Below are 16,161 nucleotides of genomic sequence, written 5' to 3'. Positions count from 1 at the left end.
GTCCTCAGGCCACACCGACCAGCAGCCACCGCAGCGCAATAAACAGCGCCAGTGCCAGCATCGATGCCACCCACATCAATCGAATCGTATGGGAAATGTCGTCTACCGAAATGTCGCGTTGTGCATCACCGATCCACGGTTTCTCAACGCGCTCGCCAAAGTAGTCATTAGGACCACCCAGACGAATTCCTAATGCCCCGGCAACGGACGCTTCTGACCACGCGCAGTTGGGGCTGCTGTGGTTGTAGCGATCGCGCCAGCCAATCTGCAAAGCACGCGCGCCGTCCTGGCGACATAAAAATGCCGCTGCGCCCAGCAGCAGCCAACTTAGTCTCGCGGGAATATAATTTGCGACATCGTCCAGACGAGCGCTGACCATACCGATAGCGCGGTATTTTTCATGTTTGTAACCCACCATGGAGTCAAGGGTGTTTACCGCTTTGTAGGCCATCGCCAGAGGCGCACCGCCGAAGAGCAAGAAGAACAGCGGCGCGATAATGCCATCAACGGTGTTCTCAGCCACAGTTTCCACTACGCCGCGATTGATCTGCTGTGGCTGTAATTGCGAGGTATCGCGTCCCACAATCCATGACAGCTTTTCCCGACTTGCAGCAAGGTTACCGGCACGTAGCGGACGCTCAACATCCTGCGCGGCATTTGCCAGGCAGCGCCCGGCCAGCACGGTAAAGATCATCCAGACCTCAACCACCCAACCAAGCCAGGGATGAATAGAGTGCGCCAGCGCCAGTACTCCCCAGGACACAACCCAGGTCAGCCCCACCACCACAATCCACATCACCCCGCCACCGATGCGTAGCGCACGGTCGCTATGGCAGTAACGCCGAACAACCCGTTGCACTGCAGAAATCAGATTGCCAATCCAGCGCACCGGATGCGGCCAGTTCTGCGGATCGCCGATGATAAAATCAAGCAGCCAGGCAACACACCACGCGAGGATGGTCATAGTGCGCTCCTCGCGGCTGCCAGCCAGTGGTTAAGCATCTGCGGACGTTGAGCAAAATGAACGTGTAGATAGCTGGCAAAGGTATTTCCCACCTGCCAACCGCCGGACCAGGCTTGCAGCGTTTTGCCATCGCGCACTTTGCGACAGTTCATCACCGCGGAGGTTTCAGGGGTAAAATCGGAGTAGTGGAATTCATGTCCGCGCAGCACTTCGCCTTCTGCAGCTAACAACGTTTGCTGCGCGGCCTGCGCTTCGCAGTAGCCAAATCGGGTCAGACGTTTTCCCATTTTGCTATGACCGGGAATGATATCCGCCATCAGCCAGGTATCACCCTGGCTGTCTTCCAGCGAACTGCCGAGATACATCAGCCCCCCGCACTCGGCATAAATCGCGACACCCTGCCGGTGCGCCGCCCGCAGTTGGTTAAGCATCGCAATATTACGGGCCAACGCCGCAGCATGTAACTCAGGATAGCCACCCCCTAGCCAGATCATCTGACAGTCGGGTAAACAGGTGTCGTGCAACGGGCTAAAACGGACAATCTTAAGCCCCGTGCGCTCCAGTAGCGCAATGTTGTCCGGGTAGTAGAAGTTGAACGCTTCGTCATCGGCGATGGCAAGCGTTAGCCCTGCCCCGGCGTCTGCGGCGGGCAACGCTGGCCATTCACCCGCAGGAAGCGTGTCTAACTGGCTTAATCTCAGCAGCGCGTCAATATCAAGGGTTTGCTCCAGCGTCGCGGCAAACGCCTGCCACGGCTGCTGGTTGATAACCGACTCACGCGCGGTAACTAACCCCAGATGACGCTCAGGAAGCGCAACGCCTTCCATACGGGGAACGTAGCCTAAGACGGGTACAGCGCAGTAACGCTCAATCGCCACTTTCAGGAGCTGGTAATGCGTTTCGCTGTTAACCCGGTTAACAATAACGCCGGCAATATTCAGGGTTGGATCAAAATGCTGAAACCCCATTACCGTCGCGGCGATCGAGGTGGAAACGGCTTTGCCATCAACCAGTAGGATAACCGGACAGCCTAACTGTTTGGCCATCGCGGCGGTGCTGCAGTAGTTTGGGTCGGTGCCGTATCCGTCATACAACCCCATAACGCCTTCAATAACGGCGATATCCGCATGTTGCATGTGCTCGCGAAATAAAGCATTCAGGGTGGGGACGGGAAGCATGAAGCTATCAAGATTGCGGGAAGCAGTGCCGCATACCGCGGTATGCCAGCCGGTATCAAGGTAATCGGGGCCTACTTTGCAGGGCTGGACGCGTAAACCGCGTTTTTTCAACAAGCTCAACAAGCCCAGCGTCACCGTGGTTTTACCACAGCCGCTTCCGGTACCTGCAAGAACAAAAGCGTGAAAATTGGCCGCCATACCCTGATCCTGTTCAGGGTGGTAGGGGTGTAAAGATACCCAGTCTCTCGACTGTATGCATCTGAACCACCCACTTCCCACCGAAGTTGTTGGTAGTCACTGACAGGCAGGTCTTCTGGCTTAGCGTCATCCTCACCCGTCCTTCCCAATCTTGCGATCAGTGGTCAATACGGGGTCGTCAGCATCACAGCAGCGGGGGCTGCGGGGGATTCTCACCCCCTTCCCTACCACAAATGTGGCAAACCTGTCAGTTCAAGAGCCTGATTAATTAAGCTCTCTGTTATGAGGTAAATTCACGACCTCATGACAATAATTCAATTTAATATCTTGCCGGGTTCATTCAACCAATTACCTGGCATAAACCCACTTATTCATATGCTCGCATTCTGAATGAAAGTGCCAACAAAGAATAAAGAAAGTCATTCACAGAGACACTGTATCTCATCACAAAAATAAAAACTGGTGCAGTTTATCCCTCTAATACTAATATTTTGTTGCGCTATGACAATTTATTGACTGCTGTCGCTACTTTTCATTTTATAATGACTGACATAGCGCCCTATATCAAAAATCGGCAATAGCAAAATATTGCCATTTAAGCGGATTCGCCACGTGAAATGACATTTATTTGCTGGCGAAATGCCTGCGGCGTGACCTGATACGTTTGACGAAAAACTTTGCAAAAATAACTGGTTTGCGAAAATCCTAAATTACGCGCAATGCTGGCTATGCTCCAGTCACTGTGGCAAAGCAGCTCTTTTGCACTGGCCATTCGCTGCTGGTTTACCCATGCGTTAAAACCGATACCATGATATTTTTTGAACAATTTGCTGAAATAGTAAGGGCTAAGGTAAACATGAGAGGCGACATCCTCCAGACGCAATTCGTCTGATAGATGCGCATCAATATAACGCAGTGCTTTTTTCATTTTGCTGTCATGAGGATTGGTACTGCGGTTAGCTCGTACCGGCTCTGACTGCTGCGGGTTATCTTTGATAACCACAAAATTAAGTTGTTTCTTAAGGCAATTTTCTACGATGAGCTTCAGCAGATCCGCTGAGGCGATGACTCGCGAATAATCCATTTCCGGTACATTACGAAACTCGTTGACCAGTTCGGGATCGGCTTGCCAGCGGTCATCTACATTCAGAATATCAACCAAACCAACATCGTTACTTAAGCGTACCTGGCCACAAAGCACAAACCCTACCAGGTGCCCCGCAATGACCAGCGGAATTGAGAAATCGGTAAGTCCGGCGTGGCAGCGATAGATGCAGGGTTGATCGGATTTAGAGGCTTCCAGCCCTCCACAGCGATCGCTCATACGACAACGGGTACTGTGCTGAGGATGCTGACGCATCAACTGGCAAAAAGGGGTGAAATTAAAAAGCTCAGAAATTTCATCACCGTGAATATTGACAACCACAACGGCCAGACTGGTGGCCTGCGCAAAATCCTGTGCGATTTTATTAATGAGTTCTGAGTTCAGGGCACTCGCAGAAATCATGATAAAACCTCTCAGTTAATTTATTGTTATAAATAAAACATATTATTCACATTCGTTTTCACCCTGCCATCCTGAGCATTGATGAAAGTCGTAATTGAACATAACAAAAGTCTCCCATTCTTGGGAGACTTTTTGGGCAGTTCAGGATACCGGATCACGAAAACAGTTTTTACTTTTCAAAAATAAACTTCTTCTGTGAAGCTAGCTCTCATTTTCGTCCAGCTTACACGTATTACACGGTAAATTTTTGCCAATCAAATAACGATAAATTGCTGCACCCGCGCACGCGCCGATGATAGGGGCCACAATCGGTACAATGAAATAAGGGATATCACGCCCGCCGGTCATCGCAACATCTCCCCATCCGGCCATCCAGGCAAACAATTTAGGACCAAAATCACGCGCCGGATTCATCGCAAATCCGGTGAGCGGACCGGTGGATGCGCCGATAACAGCAACCAGAATACCAATCAGCAATGGTGCCAACGGACCTTTAGGAACGCCGTTACCGTCGTCAGTCAGCGCCATGATCATCCCCATAAGAATGGAGGTAATCACCACTTCGACCAACGCTGCCTGCCAGACGCTGAGCGCCGCCGCAGGATAAGTACTAAAAATACTGGCAAGGTGCAGGCTTTCCAGACTGCCGCGCACCATCTGGTGGGCCGACTCATACTCGGTAAACAGACTGCCGTAGAGCAAATAAGCCAGCAAAGCGCCACCAAAGGCCCCCGCGACCTGCGCCACAGTGTAAGGTAAAACTTTGCGCCCCGGAAAACAGGCAAACAGCCACAGTGCGATGGTGATAGCAGGGTTGAGATGCGCGCCAGAAATCCCGGCCGTCAGGTAGACTGCAAGCGAGATCCCCAGCCCCCAAATGATGCAGATTTCCCACAATCCCAGGCTGGCACCTGCGACTTTCAGAGCGCTCAGGCAGCCAATACCAAAAAACAAAAATAGCCCGGTACCCAAAAACTCAGCAATGCATTGCGCTTTTAGTGAATCGTTCATTGTGACACCTTCTAAGCAGAGTTCGTGTCTTTACCAGCGGACTCCTTACTGGCAAGTAGAATACTTCGAGGCTTACTATAAAAGGCCGTATCAGCAAATTGTTGGCATTCTGCGGATAGCTTGCCCTTTAAAATCGTGGCGCAATAGCAAATTCTTGCTACGCACTTTATTAAAACATTAGAGACAATCGGGATTACGCGTATTACACGGACATTTTCAAAACAATAAAATATTGCTATTAGCAGAAATCCGTTTTCAAACCACCATCACAATTTCATTTTTTTCGCATAGCAAATTATATTTATAATGTCACCAGAAAAAGTGTAAATGTGGAACTAACATAACTAAATAATCATATTAATGAAATTTAATATACCCATTAAAAACAACAATTTAAAATAATTAATAGCAATTTTATATCACCTTACCTCTATTATTTTTTCACTCTCAATTTCAAGTCAGCCATTCTTTTTCCTCGCTTCTTTTTATAGTCATGAACATCGGGACAACCCAGGCGAGGTCTTTATGCAACAAGAAGCGTTAGGAATGGTAGAAACCAAAGGCTTGACTGCAGCCATAGAGGCCGCAGATGCAATGGTGAAGTCAGCCAATGTAATGCTGGTCGGCTACGAAAAAATTGGTTCGGGGCTGGTAACAGTCATTGTCCGCGGCGATGTTGGCGCAGTCAAAGCAGCAACAGATGCAGGTGCCGCCGCAGCACGTAATGTGGGAGAAGTGAAAGCCGTACACGTCATCCCGCGCCCTCACACCGATGTAGAAAAAATCTTACCGAAGGGAATTAGCTAATGAGCAGCAATGAGCTGGTTGATCAGATCATGGCGCAGGTGATTGCTCGCGTGGCAACGCCGGAACAGCAGGCTATCCCTGAAAATAATCCTCCAACACGAGAAACGGCTATGGCAGAGAAAAGCTGCAGTTTAACGGAGTTTGTCGGTACTGCGATTGGCGACACCGTCGGTCTGGTAATCGCCAACGTGGACAGCGCCCTACTGGACGCAATGAAACTTGAAAAACGGTATCGCTCCATTGGCATCCTTGGCGCGCGTACTGGTGCAGGCCCGCACATCATGGCCGCAGATGAAGCGGTAAAAGCCACCAATACTGAAGTCGTCAGTATTGAGTTGCCACGTGATACCAAAGGCGGCGCGGGTCACGGTTCGCTGATTATTCTCGGCGGCAACGATGTTTCCGACGTGAAACGCGGAATTGAGGTTGCGCTGAAAGAACTGGATCGCACCTTTGGCGATGTGTATGCCAACGAAGCCGGTCACATCGAGATGCAATACACCGCACGCGCCAGCTACGCGCTGGAAAAAGCCTTTGGTGCACCGATTGGCCGTGCCTGTGGCGTGATCGTCGGCGCCCCGGCATCCGTTGGTGTCCTGATGGCTGATACTGCGCTGAAATCCGCCAACGTCGAAGTTGTGGCCTACAGCTCCCCTGCCCATGGCACCAGCTTCAGTAACGAAGCCATTCTGGTCATTTCAGGCGATTCCGGCGCTGTGCGTCAGGCCGTTATCTCCGCCCGCGAAATCGGTAAAACCGTACTCGGGACCCTCGGCTCAGAACCGAAAAACGATCGTCCGTCCTACATCTGATATCAGTGAGGCTGATTCATGAGATCGAAAAGATTTGAAGCACTGGCGAAGCGCCCTGTGAATCAGGATGGCTTCGTTAAGGAGTGGATCGAAGAAGGCTTCATTGCGATGGAAAGCCCGAACGACCCTAAACCGTCGATTAAAATTGTCAACGGTACAGTCACAGAACTGGACGGCAAATCCGCCAGTGAATTTGACTTAATTGACCATTTCATTGCCCGCTATGGCATTAACCTGGCGCGCGCTGAAGAAGTCATGGCGATGGACTCAGTAAAACTTGCCAATATGCTTTGCGACCCTAACGTGAAGCGCAAAGACATTGTGCCGCTGACCACCGCAATGACCCCGGCAAAAATTGTCGAAGTGGTGTCCCATATGAACGTCGTTGAGATGATGATGGCCATGCAGAAAATGCGTGCTCGTCGTACACCGTCTCAGCAGGCGCACGTCACTAACGTTAAAGATAATCCGGTGCAGATTGCCGCTGATGCGGCTGAAGGCGCCTGGCGCGGATTTGACGAACAGGAAACGACGGTTGCCGTTGCGCGTTATGCACCCTTTAACGCCATTGCGCTGTTAGTCGGCTCACAGGTTGGGCGCCCTGGCGTATTAACCCAGTGCTCGCTGGAAGAGGCGACCGAACTTAAACTCGGTATGTTAGGCCACACCTGTTACGCGGAAACCATCTCTGTCTATGGTACTGAACCCGTCTTTACCGACGGCGATGACACGCCATGGTCGAAAGGTTTCCTCGCCTCTTCCTACGCCTCACGCGGTCTGAAAATGCGCTTTACCTCCGGTTCTGGCTCAGAAGTTCAGATGGGTTACGCCGAAGGTAAATCGATGCTTTACCTCGAAGCCCGCTGTATTTACATCACCAAAGCCGCTGGCGTACAGGGTTTACAAAATGGCTCAGTAAGCTGCATCGGCGTGCCTTCCGCTGTGCCGTCAGGCATTCGTGCGGTGTTAGCTGAAAACCTGATCTGTTCCTCCCTGGATCTGGAGTGTGCCTCCAGCAACGACCAAACCTTTACCCACTCGGATATGCGTCGTACTGCCCGCCTGCTGATGCAGTTCCTGCCGGGTACTGACTTCATCTCTTCCGGTTATTCCGCTGTGCCGAACTACGACAACATGTTTGCGGGTTCGAACGAGGATGCCGAAGATTTTGACGACTACAACGTCCTCCAGCGAGACCTCAAGGTAGATGGGGGTCTGCGTCCGGTTCGTGAAGAAGACGTTATCGCCATTCGTAATAAAGCGGCGCGCGCACTGCAGGCCGTCTTTGCCGGGATGGGATTACCGCCAATCACTGATGAAGAAGTGGAAGCGGCGACTTACGCCCACGGTTCGAAAGATATGCCGGAGCGAAACATCGTTGAAGACATTAAGTTTGCGCAAGAGATCATCAATAAAAACCGTAACGGTCTGGAAGTGGTGAAAGCCCTTGCTCAGGGCGGGTTTACCGATGTCGCTCAGGACATGCTCAACATCCAGAAAGCCAAGTTAACCGGGGATTATCTGCATACCTCCGCCATTATCGTTGGCGACGGACAGGTGCTATCCGCAGTAAATGACGTCAATGACTATGCCGGTCCGGCAACAGGTTATCGCCTACAAGGCGAACGCTGGGAAGAGATCAAAAACATCCCTGGCGCACTTGATCCCAACGAACTTGGCTAAGGGGTGAAAAATGGAAATCAATGAAAAGCTGCTGCGCCAGATAATTGAAGACGTACTGTCTGAAATGCAAACCAGCGACAAACCCGTCTCATTCCGCGCATCGACAGCGGCTAGCGCGCCACAGGCTGCAGCGGCGCAGGGCGACAGCTTTCTGACCGAGATTGGCGAAGCCAAACAAGGCCAGCAGCAGGACGAAGTGATTATTGCCGTAGGTCCCGCGTTTGGACTGTCGCAAACCGTCAATATCGTAGGGATCCCGCATAAGAACATCTTGCGCGAAGTGATTGCGGGTATTGAAGAAGAAGGCATTAAAGCGCGCGTTATCCGCTGCTTTAAATCCTCCGATGTGGCATTTGTCGCCGTGGAAGGTAACCGTCTGAGCGGTTCCGGGATCTCTATCGGCATCCAGTCAAAAGGCACCACGGTAATCCACCAGCAGGGGTTACCGCCGCTTTCTAACCTGGAGCTGTTCCCTCAGGCACCACTTCTGACGCTGGAAACCTATCGTCAGATCGGTAAAAACGCCGCGCGTTATGCCAAGCGTGAATCTCCGCAACCGGTCCCTACTCTGAATGACCAGATGGCTCGTCCTAAGTACCAGGCGAAATCGGCCATTCTGCACATTAAAGAGACCAAATACGTCGTGACGGGCAAAAACCCGCAGGAACTGCGCGTGGCGCTTTGATAAAGGATAACTCCATGAATACCGACGCAATTGAATCGATGGTTCGGGATGTGCTAAGCCGGATGAACAGCCTGCAAGGCGAGTCCGCGACGCCGGTCGCGGCGAGTTCATCAGCACATACCGCGAAAGTCACGGATTACCCTCTCGCGAATAAACATCCTGAGTGGGTAAAAACCGCAACCAACAAAACTCTGGATGACTTCACGCTCGAAAATGTTCTGAGCAACAAAGTGACGGCGCAGGACATGCGCATCACCCCTGAAACGCTGCGCCTTCAGGCGGAAATCGCCAAAGATGCCGGACGTGACAGACTGGCGATGAACTTCGAGCGTGCAGCTGAGCTAACCGCTGTACCTGACGATCGCATTCTTGAGATCTACAACGCGCTGCGCCCATACCGCTCAACGAAAGACGAGCTGATGGCCATCGCCGACGATCTCGAAAATCGTTATCAGGCAAAGATCTGTGCAGCTTTCGTTCGTGAAGCGGCAGCGCTGTACGTTGAGCGTAAAAAACTCAAAGGCGACGACTAACTCAGGGACAGGATCATGCGATATATAGCTGGCATTGACATAGGCAACTCATCAACGGAAGTCGCTCTGGCTACCCTCGATGAGTCTGGCGCACTGAGCATCACCGGCAGCGCGCTGGCAGAAACCACCGGAATTAAAGGCACATTACGTAATGTGTTTGGTATTCAGGAGGCACTTTCGCTGGCAGCAAAAAACGCCGGTATCAATGTCAGCGATATTTCGCTCATCCGTATCAATGAAGCCACCCCGGTCATTGGTGACGTCGCGATGGAAACGATAACCGAAACCATCATCACTGAATCCACCATGATCGGCCATAACCCTAAAACGCCGGGCGGCGTCGGATTAGGCGTTGGCGTCACTATTACGCCGGAAGACCTGCTCAGCCGTCCGGCGGATACGCCCTATATTCTGGTGGTGTCATCGGCCTTTGATTTCGCCGATGTCGCCACGATGATTAATGCCTCCGTCCGCGCCGGATACCAGTTAACTGGCGTTATTTTGCAGCAGGACGATGGCGTATTGGTCAGTAATCGTCTGACTCACCCCCTGCCTATCGTCGATGAAGTCCTTCATATCGACCGCATCCCGTTAGGGATGCTGGCTGCCATTGAGGTCGCAATTCCAGGAAAAGTCATTGAAACGCTTTCTAACCCTTACGGGATTGCGACCGTCTTTGGCCTCAACGCCGACGAGACTAAAAACATTGTCCCGATGGCGCGGGCGCTGATCGGCAACCGTTCTGCCGTGGTCGTGAAAACGCCATCAGGTGATGTGAAAGCACGAGCCATTCCTGCCGGAAATCTGGAGCTACAGTCGCAGGGTCGTACCGTACGGGTCGACGTTGCAGCTGGCGCTGAAGCGATTATGAAAGCGGTTGGTGAATGCCCGAAACTGGATAACGTCACCGGAGAGGCTGGGACCAATATTGGCGGCATGCTGGAGCATGTGCGCCAGACAATGGCTGAATTAACTAACAAACCCAGCCACGAAATTTTTATTCAGGACCTGCTGGCAGTCGATACCTCGGTTCCCGTCAGCGTGACCGGCGGGCTAGCCGGTGAGTTCTCGCTGGAACAAGCTGTCGGCATTGCTTCCATGGTGAAATCAGACCGCCTGCAAATGGCGATGATTGCTCAGGAAATCACGCAAAAGCTCAACATTGACGTCCAGGTTGGCGGCGCCGAAGCCGAAGCTGCCATTCTGGGGGCCTTAACCACCCCCGGCACGACGCGGCCACTGGCTATTCTGGACCTCGGAGCAGGATCGACCGATGCCTCCATCATCAACCCGAAAGGCGAAATTATTGCCACGCACCTGGCGGGTGCGGGCGATATGGTCACGATGATTATTGCCCGTGAACTGGGGCTGGAAGACCGTTATCTCGCTGAAGAGATCAAAAAGTACCCGCTGGCTAAAGTCGAGAGCTTGTTCCATCTTCGCCACGAAGATGGCAGCGTCCAGTTCTTCCCTACACCTCTCCCACCAACGGTTTTTGCCCGCGTATGCGTAGTAAAACCCGATGAACTGGTGCCACTGCCAGGCGAACTGGCGCTGGAGAAAGTCCGGGCCATTCGCCGCAGCGCTAAGGAACGCGTTTTCGTCACCAACGCACTCAGAGCGCTACGTCAGGTGAGTCCGACCGGGAACATTCGGGATATTCCCTTTGTGGTGCTGGTTGGCGGCTCATCCCTGGACTTTGAAGTTCCGCAACTGGTCACCGATGCGCTGGCACACTATCGCCTGGTTGCCGGGCGCGGCAACATTCGAGGCACCGAAGGTCCGCGCAACGCGGTCGCGACAGGGCTGATTCTCTCCTGGTACAAGGCATTCGCTCATGGAAAGTAATCTCACCACGCCAGCCATCGTTATCTTCGCCACTGCTGACTGCACTGACGTCTGGAGTGATGTGCTGCTGGGTATTGAAGAAGAAGGGATCCCCTTTGTGATTCAGGAGAGCCCGTCAACTGACGTTATCCACAACGCATGGCTGGCGGCTTGCCAATCGCCACTGCTGGTTGGCATTGGCTGCAGTCGCGAAAAACTGGTCGTGCACTATAAAAACTTACCCACATCAGCGCCACTATTTACGCTGACGTATCAACAAGATAACCATGCCCGACGCAGCATTGGTAATAACGCTGCGCGGCTGGTTAAAGGCATTCCGTTTCGGGAATGCCACTCATAACCCACAGGAGAAAAGCAGTATGAATAACGCACTGGGACTGGTTGAAACAAAAGGGCTTGTCGGCGCTATTGAAGCCGCTGATGCCATGGTGAAATCCGCAAACGTGCAGTTGGTTGGTTACGAAAAAATCGGCTCAGGCCTTATCACCGTTATGGTTCGCGGCGATGTCGGCGCAGTGAAAGCTGCCGTAGATGCAGGCTGCGCTGCAGCAAGCGCCGTTGGCGAGGTGAAATCCTGCCACGTTATCCCGCGTCCGCACAGCGACGTTGAAGCCATTTTACCTAAATCCGCATAAGTCGTTGCAACCAAGGAGCACAGCGTGAAGCAATCACTGGGATTACTTGAAGTTAGTGGTCTGGCATTAGCCATCAGTTGCGCGGACGTCATGGCGAAAGCCGCCTCCATCACGCTGGTGGGCCTCGAAAAAACCAACGGTTCAGGCTGGATGGTGATCAAGATAATCGGGGATGTGGCCTCCGTCCAGGCGGCCATTTCCACCGGTGTCAGTTTCGCTGACCAGCGAGATGGACTGGTGGCTCACAAAGTCATATCCAGACCAGGGGATGGCATTCTGTCACATAGCATCACCCCGGAGTCTGAGTCTGAGTCTGAGCCAGCGCCCGCCCCGACACCGGTCGTACCACATGAAGAGATCCCTGAGGACCATGCAGCGCCCGAAGCGCCACAAGATGCAGAGTTGATTAGCTGCAATCTGTGTCTTGACCCTGCCTGCCCCCGTCAAAAGGGCGAGCCGCGCTCTCTTTGTCTGCACTCAGGCAAACGAGGTGAAGCGTGATGGATAAACAGCAACTGGAGACAACGGTCACCAAAGTTCTGGATGAAATGCGTGAGCGCCCTATTCCGCTAGGGATCTCTAATCGTCATATCCATCTATGCGCTGAAGATTACGACCGCTTGTTTCCCAATCACCCTATTAGTGAGAAAAAAGAGCTGCTGCAGCCCGGACAATATGCAGCAGACCAGACCGTCACGCTGGTGGGACCAAAAGGTCAGTTAAAAAATGTGCGCTTACTCGGCCCACTGCGTAACACCAGTCAGGTCGAAATTTCTCGTACCGACGCTCGTACGTTGGGAATTGCTGCTCCACTCCGGATGTCAGGCAGTATCGAGGGCACGCCAGGCGTTCGCCTTATCAGTCCATTTGCTGAACTGGACTTAGCATCCGGGGTAATCGTCGCCCAACGCCATATCCATATGTCGCCGCTCGATGCCCTAATCCTGCGCGTTTCCCATGGCGATAAAGTCTCTGTTGCCATTAATGGCGATGAACGTCGACTGATTTTCGATAACGTCGCCGTACGCGTTTCGCCGGATATGCGCCTTGAGATGCATATCGATACCGACGAAGCCAATGCTGCGGGCGCAGATAATCCGCAGGCATTTGCCACACTGGTGAGCCCACGATGAACAACGAACTGCTGCAACGCATTATCGAGGAGGTTGTTTCCCGATTAAAAAAACGCGCGGAAAGCACGCTCTCGCTTAGCGTCGCGCAGTTACGAGAAATCGAACCACGGACATTGTGCTGCCAGTACTCGTCGCTCCACCTCCTGCAGGCGGACCTGCCATTGCTGGAGCAAATTGCCGAGGGCTGCGCGGACAACATGTCGGTGGTAACGATCCACGAAGCGCTGGCATGCGGAGTCCGCGTGAAAATTTCACTACAACACCGATTGTTACCCGCAATCCCCGTTAGAAAACTCGCGCGTCTGCCTCTGGAGTTCAGTGACGAGCTGGGGCGAATCATCGTTTTGCATCCTGACAAACTTCTCAGCTATGCCGACGTCGCCCAACTGAAGGGGGGCGTTCTGGTGCTACGTCGTCGATGTGTCGTGACGGCTCTGGCTCAGGACGCCGTCGGTACGCGAAATGTCCAATTAATTAAGCAGGAGTGAGCTATGCATCTGGCACGGGTTACAGGCGTTGTGGTTTCCACGCAAAAATCCCCATCACTGGTGGGGAAGAAACTGTTGCTGGTACGTCGGGTGAGTGCGGACGGAGAACTTCCCGCGTCCCCTGTGAGTGGAGATGAAGTCGCGGTTGATTCTGTCGGCGCTGGAACTGGAGAACTGGTATTACTCAGCAGTGGCTCCAGCGCCAGACACGTTTTTTCCGGCCCTAATGAGGCCATCGATCTGGCTATCGTCGGCATTGTCGACACGCTTTCTCGTTAGGAGGAACTATGGCGATTTATACCCGCACTGGCGATGCCGGCACAACGGCCCTCTTTACCGGGCAACGCGTGAGCAAAACGCACCCGCGCGTCGAGGCTTACGGTACGCTGGACGAACTTAATGCGGCGCTTAGCCTGTGTGTTTGCGCAGCGAAAAACCCGCAGCACCGCCAGTTACTCGAAAACATTCAACTGCAGCTTTTTTGGTTCAGCGCCGAGCTGGCAAGCGAAAGCGAACAGCCAGCGCCAGAGCAGCGCTACATCAGCTCAGAAGAAATTGCCGCGCTGGAAGCCGCCATCGATACCGCGATGCGGAGAGTGCCCCCCCTACGCAGCTTTATTTTACCTGGCCGCAGCGAAGCCGCCAGCCGTCTGCACTTTGCCCGCACGCTGGCCCGCCGCGCAGAGAGGCGACTGGTCGAACTCTCCACCGAGATTTCCGTCAGACACGTGCTGATGCGTTATATCAATCGCCTCTCCGACTGCTTATATGCGCTTGCACGAGCAGAAGATCATGACGCCCATCAAAACAACATTATTCAGAAAGTGGCGGAGCGTTATCTCGCAGCCATCCGTACATCAGCCACCAGGGAGCCGGCTATGTCTCTGTCTTTTCAGGAACTCCACCAACTCACTCGCGCTGCGGTAACGAGAGCAGAAGAACTTCAGGTTCCGGTCGTCATCAGCATTGTTGATGCGAATGGGACCCAAACGGTGACCTGGCGCATGCCTGACGCATTACTCGTCAGTAGCGAACTGGCACCGAAAAAAGCCTGGACCGCCGTGGCAATGAAAACCGCCACGCATGAGCTGACATCAGCAGTGCAGCCAGGCGCCGCGCTTTACGGTCTGGAAAGCCATATGCAGGGAAAAGTCGTCACCTTCGGTGGCGGGTACGCATTATGGCGTGAGGGGTTACTCCTTGGGGGTCTTGGCATCAGCGGGGGAAGCGTTGAGCAGGATATGGACATTGCAGAAACGGCCATTGCGGCAATTAACGTGAGAACACATCAATGAACACTTCAGAACTTGAAACCCTTATTCGTAACATTTTGAGTGAGCAACTTGCCCCGGCCAAAGCAGAAGTTAAGGGTAATGGAATTTTTCCGTCCGTTAGCGAAGCGATCGATGCCGCTCATCAGGCTTTTCTGCGTTATCAGCAATGTCCATTGAAAACCCGCAGCGCCATCATTAACGCCCTGCGAGAAGAGCTGACGCCTCACCTTGCTTCATTGGCTGCTGAAAGCGCTGCCGAAACGGGAATGGGCAACAAAGAGGATAAGTTCCTTAAAAATAAAGCTGCGTTGGATAATACCCCGGGTATCGAAGATCTCACCACTACGGCGCTTACCGGTGACGGCGGCATGGTGTTATTCGAGTATTCACCCTTTGGCGTGATTGGTTCCGTCGCCCCCAGCACCAACCCGACGGAAACCATTATTAACAACAGCATCAGTATGCTGGCTGCGGGAAATAGCGTTTATTTTAGCCCACATCCAGGTGCAAAAGCGGTCTCACTGAAGCTGATTACCATGATTGAAGATATTGCTTTTCGCTGCTGCGGGATTCGGAATCTTGTCGTCACGGTCACAGAACCCACTTTTGAGGCTACCCAGCAGATGATGGCGCACCCTAAAATCGCAGTTCTGGCGATTACCGGTGGTCCAGGCATTGTTGCTATGGGCATGAAAAGCGGGAAAAAAGTCATTGGCGCAGGCGCAGGCAATCCCCCCTGCATTGTTGATGAAACAGCCGACCTGGTTAAGGCGGCGGAAGATATCATCAATGGCGCATCCTTTGATTACAACCTCCCCTGCATTGCTGAGAAGAGCCTGATTGTTGTTGATGCCGTTGCCGAACGACTGGTTCAACAAATGCAGTCTTTTGGCGCGATGCGACTCAATAGCGAAGAGGTAGACAAACTGCGCGCAGTTTGTCTACCAGAAGGAATAGCCAATAAACAACTGGTAGGGAAAAGCCCGGCAACCTTACTGGAAGCCGCGGGAATACCGGTTCCGGCAAAAGCACCTCGATTACTGATAGGTATCGTCAAGGCTGACGACCCATGGGTTACCAGCGAGCAACTGATGCCAATGCTCCCCATCGTAACGGTGAGCGATTTTGACAGCGCGTTAACGTTGGCCCTGAAGGTTGAAGAGGGATTGCATCACACCGCCATTATGCATTCGCAAAATGTGTCACGTCTGAACCTTGCCGCGCGCACGCTTCAGACCTCCATTTTTGTGAAAAATGGCCCCTCTTATGCTGGGATTGGCGTTGGTGGTGAAGGCTTTACCACCTTCACCATCGCAACGCCGACCGGCGAAGGAACGACATCTGCGCGCACTTTCGCACGCTCTCGTCGTTGCGTGCTGACAAACGGTTTTTCTATTCGCTAATG

18 protein-coding genes and 1 riboswitch are annotated in these 16,161 nt (G+C 52.9%); of the genes, 14 read left to right on the top strand and 4 right to left on the bottom strand.

The features are described from left to right. Window positions 1-4 precede the first annotated feature (4 nt). The 4 genes from cbiB to pduF all read right to left on the bottom strand — a co-directional run bounded on the left by cbiB (window position 5) and on the right by pduF (window position 4,858). Window positions 5-964: an adenosylcobinamide-phosphate synthase CbiB gene (cbiB, locus tag HV243_RS09540; RefSeq protein WP_053389625.1), complete on the bottom strand. Its 960-nt coding sequence runs from the start codon at window positions 962-964 to the stop codon at window positions 5-7. Beyond that, window positions 961-2,340: a cobyrinate a,c-diamide synthase gene (locus tag HV243_RS09535; protein WP_053389624.1), complete on the bottom strand. Its 1,380-nt coding sequence runs from the start codon at window positions 2,338-2,340 to the stop codon at window positions 961-963. Before HV243_RS09535 ends, cbiB begins: the two co-directional genes overlap by 4 nt. 87 nt (window positions 2,341-2,427) lie before the next feature. Next, window positions 2,428-2,603: riboswitch (cobalamin riboswitch) on the bottom strand. Between the two features lie 332 nt (window positions 2,604-2,935). Then, the gene (pocR, locus tag HV243_RS09530; protein ID WP_016153526.1) at window positions 2,936-3,847 is read right to left on the bottom strand and encodes a regulatory protein PocR; all 912 of its coding nucleotides are present in this window, start codon (window positions 3,845-3,847) and stop codon (window positions 2,936-2,938) included. Window positions 3,848-4,048: 201 nt separating this feature from the next. Beyond that, window positions 4,049-4,858 carry a propanediol diffusion facilitator PduF gene (gene pduF, locus HV243_RS09525; RefSeq protein ID WP_016153527.1) on the bottom strand — a complete coding sequence of 270 codons (810 nt, stop codon included), beginning with the start codon at window positions 4,856-4,858 and terminating at the stop codon, window positions 4,049-4,051. Between the two features lie 525 nt (window positions 4,859-5,383). Here pduF and pduA point away from each other — a divergent pair. From pduA to pduP, 14 genes are read left to right on the top strand one after another with little or no spacing between them, the layout of a single operon-like run. Then, window positions 5,384-5,665: a propanediol utilization microcompartment protein PduA gene (gene pduA / locus HV243_RS09520; RefSeq protein WP_003030255.1), complete on the top strand. Its 282-nt coding sequence runs from the start codon at window positions 5,384-5,386 to the stop codon at window positions 5,663-5,665. Continuing rightward, entirely contained in the window at window positions 5,665-6,477 is an 813-nt protein-coding gene (gene pduB / locus HV243_RS09515) for a propanediol utilization microcompartment protein PduB (protein ID WP_016153528.1), read from the top strand. Before pduA ends, pduB begins: the two co-directional genes overlap by 1 nt. Before the next feature lie 18 nt (window positions 6,478-6,495). After that, window positions 6,496-8,160, top strand: a complete 1,665-nt coding sequence (gene pduC, locus HV243_RS09510; RefSeq protein WP_003030249.1) for a propanediol dehydratase large subunit PduC — start codon at window positions 6,496-6,498, stop codon at window positions 8,158-8,160. 10 nt (window positions 8,161-8,170) lie between these two features. Beyond that, window positions 8,171-8,845 carry a propanediol dehydratase medium subunit PduD gene (gene pduD, locus HV243_RS09505; protein WP_003844241.1) on the top strand — a complete coding sequence of 225 codons (675 nt, stop codon included), beginning with the start codon at window positions 8,171-8,173 and terminating at the stop codon, window positions 8,843-8,845. Between the two features lie 14 nt (window positions 8,846-8,859). Next, window positions 8,860-9,378, top strand: coding sequence for a propanediol dehydratase small subunit PduE (gene pduE, locus HV243_RS09500; protein ID WP_016153529.1), 519 nt, complete (start codon window positions 8,860-8,862; stop codon window positions 9,376-9,378). 15 nt (window positions 9,379-9,393) lie between these two features. Then, window positions 9,394-11,226: a diol dehydratase reactivase subunit alpha gene (locus HV243_RS09495; protein ID WP_019077098.1), complete on the top strand. Its 1,833-nt coding sequence runs from the start codon at window positions 9,394-9,396 to the stop codon at window positions 11,224-11,226. After that, the gene (locus HV243_RS09490) at window positions 11,216-11,566 is read left to right on the top strand and encodes a glycerol dehydratase reactivase beta/small subunit family protein (protein WP_053389623.1); all 351 of its coding nucleotides are present in this window, start codon (window positions 11,216-11,218) and stop codon (window positions 11,564-11,566) included. The genes HV243_RS09495 and HV243_RS09490 overlap by 11 nt, the downstream gene beginning before the upstream one ends. 19 nt (window positions 11,567-11,585) lie before the next feature. Continuing rightward, window positions 11,586-11,861, top strand: coding sequence for a propanediol utilization microcompartment protein PduJ (gene pduJ, locus HV243_RS09485; protein ID WP_181603984.1), 276 nt, complete (start codon window positions 11,586-11,588; stop codon window positions 11,859-11,861). A gap of 24 nt (window positions 11,862-11,885) precedes the next feature. Further along, on the top strand, window positions 11,886-12,362 hold the full coding sequence (locus HV243_RS09480) for a BMC domain-containing protein (protein ID WP_053389622.1): 477 nt from the start codon (window positions 11,886-11,888) through the stop codon (window positions 12,360-12,362). Next, window positions 12,362-12,994 carry a phosphate propanoyltransferase gene (locus tag HV243_RS09475; RefSeq protein ID WP_053389621.1) on the top strand — a complete coding sequence of 211 codons (633 nt, stop codon included), beginning with the start codon at window positions 12,362-12,364 and terminating at the stop codon, window positions 12,992-12,994. Before HV243_RS09480 ends, HV243_RS09475 begins: the two co-directional genes overlap by 1 nt. Continuing rightward, window positions 12,991-13,482 (top strand): microcompartment protein PduM, encoded by a 492-nt coding sequence (pduM, locus tag HV243_RS09470; RefSeq protein ID WP_049040282.1) that lies wholly within the window; start codon window positions 12,991-12,993, stop codon window positions 13,480-13,482. The genes HV243_RS09475 and pduM overlap by 4 nt, the downstream gene beginning before the upstream one ends. Window positions 13,483-13,485: 3 nt before the next feature. Next, a complete protein-coding gene (locus tag HV243_RS09465) occupies window positions 13,486-13,761 on the top strand; it encodes a EutN/CcmL family microcompartment protein (RefSeq protein ID WP_003030211.1) in 276 nt (91 codons plus the stop codon). Window positions 13,762-13,769: 8 nt separating this feature from the next. Continuing rightward, the gene (gene pduO / locus HV243_RS09460; RefSeq protein ID WP_053389620.1) at window positions 13,770-14,777 is read left to right on the top strand and encodes a two-domain cob(I)yrinic acid a,c-diamide adenosyltransferase PduO; all 1,008 of its coding nucleotides are present in this window, start codon (window positions 13,770-13,772) and stop codon (window positions 14,775-14,777) included. Further along, window positions 14,774-16,159 carry a CoA-acylating propionaldehyde dehydrogenase PduP gene (gene pduP, locus HV243_RS09455; RefSeq protein WP_047357934.1) on the top strand — a complete coding sequence of 462 codons (1,386 nt, stop codon included), beginning with the start codon at window positions 14,774-14,776 and terminating at the stop codon, window positions 16,157-16,159. The genes pduO and pduP overlap by 4 nt, the downstream gene beginning before the upstream one ends. The last annotated feature ends 2 nt before the right edge of the window (window positions 16,160-16,161 follow it).

The organism is Citrobacter sp. RHBSTW-00599 (assembly GCF_013784065.1).
Lineage (GTDB): Bacteria > Pseudomonadota > Gammaproteobacteria > Enterobacterales > Enterobacteriaceae > Citrobacter > Citrobacter braakii.
This window is presented reverse-complemented; position numbering and strand designations above follow the sequence as displayed.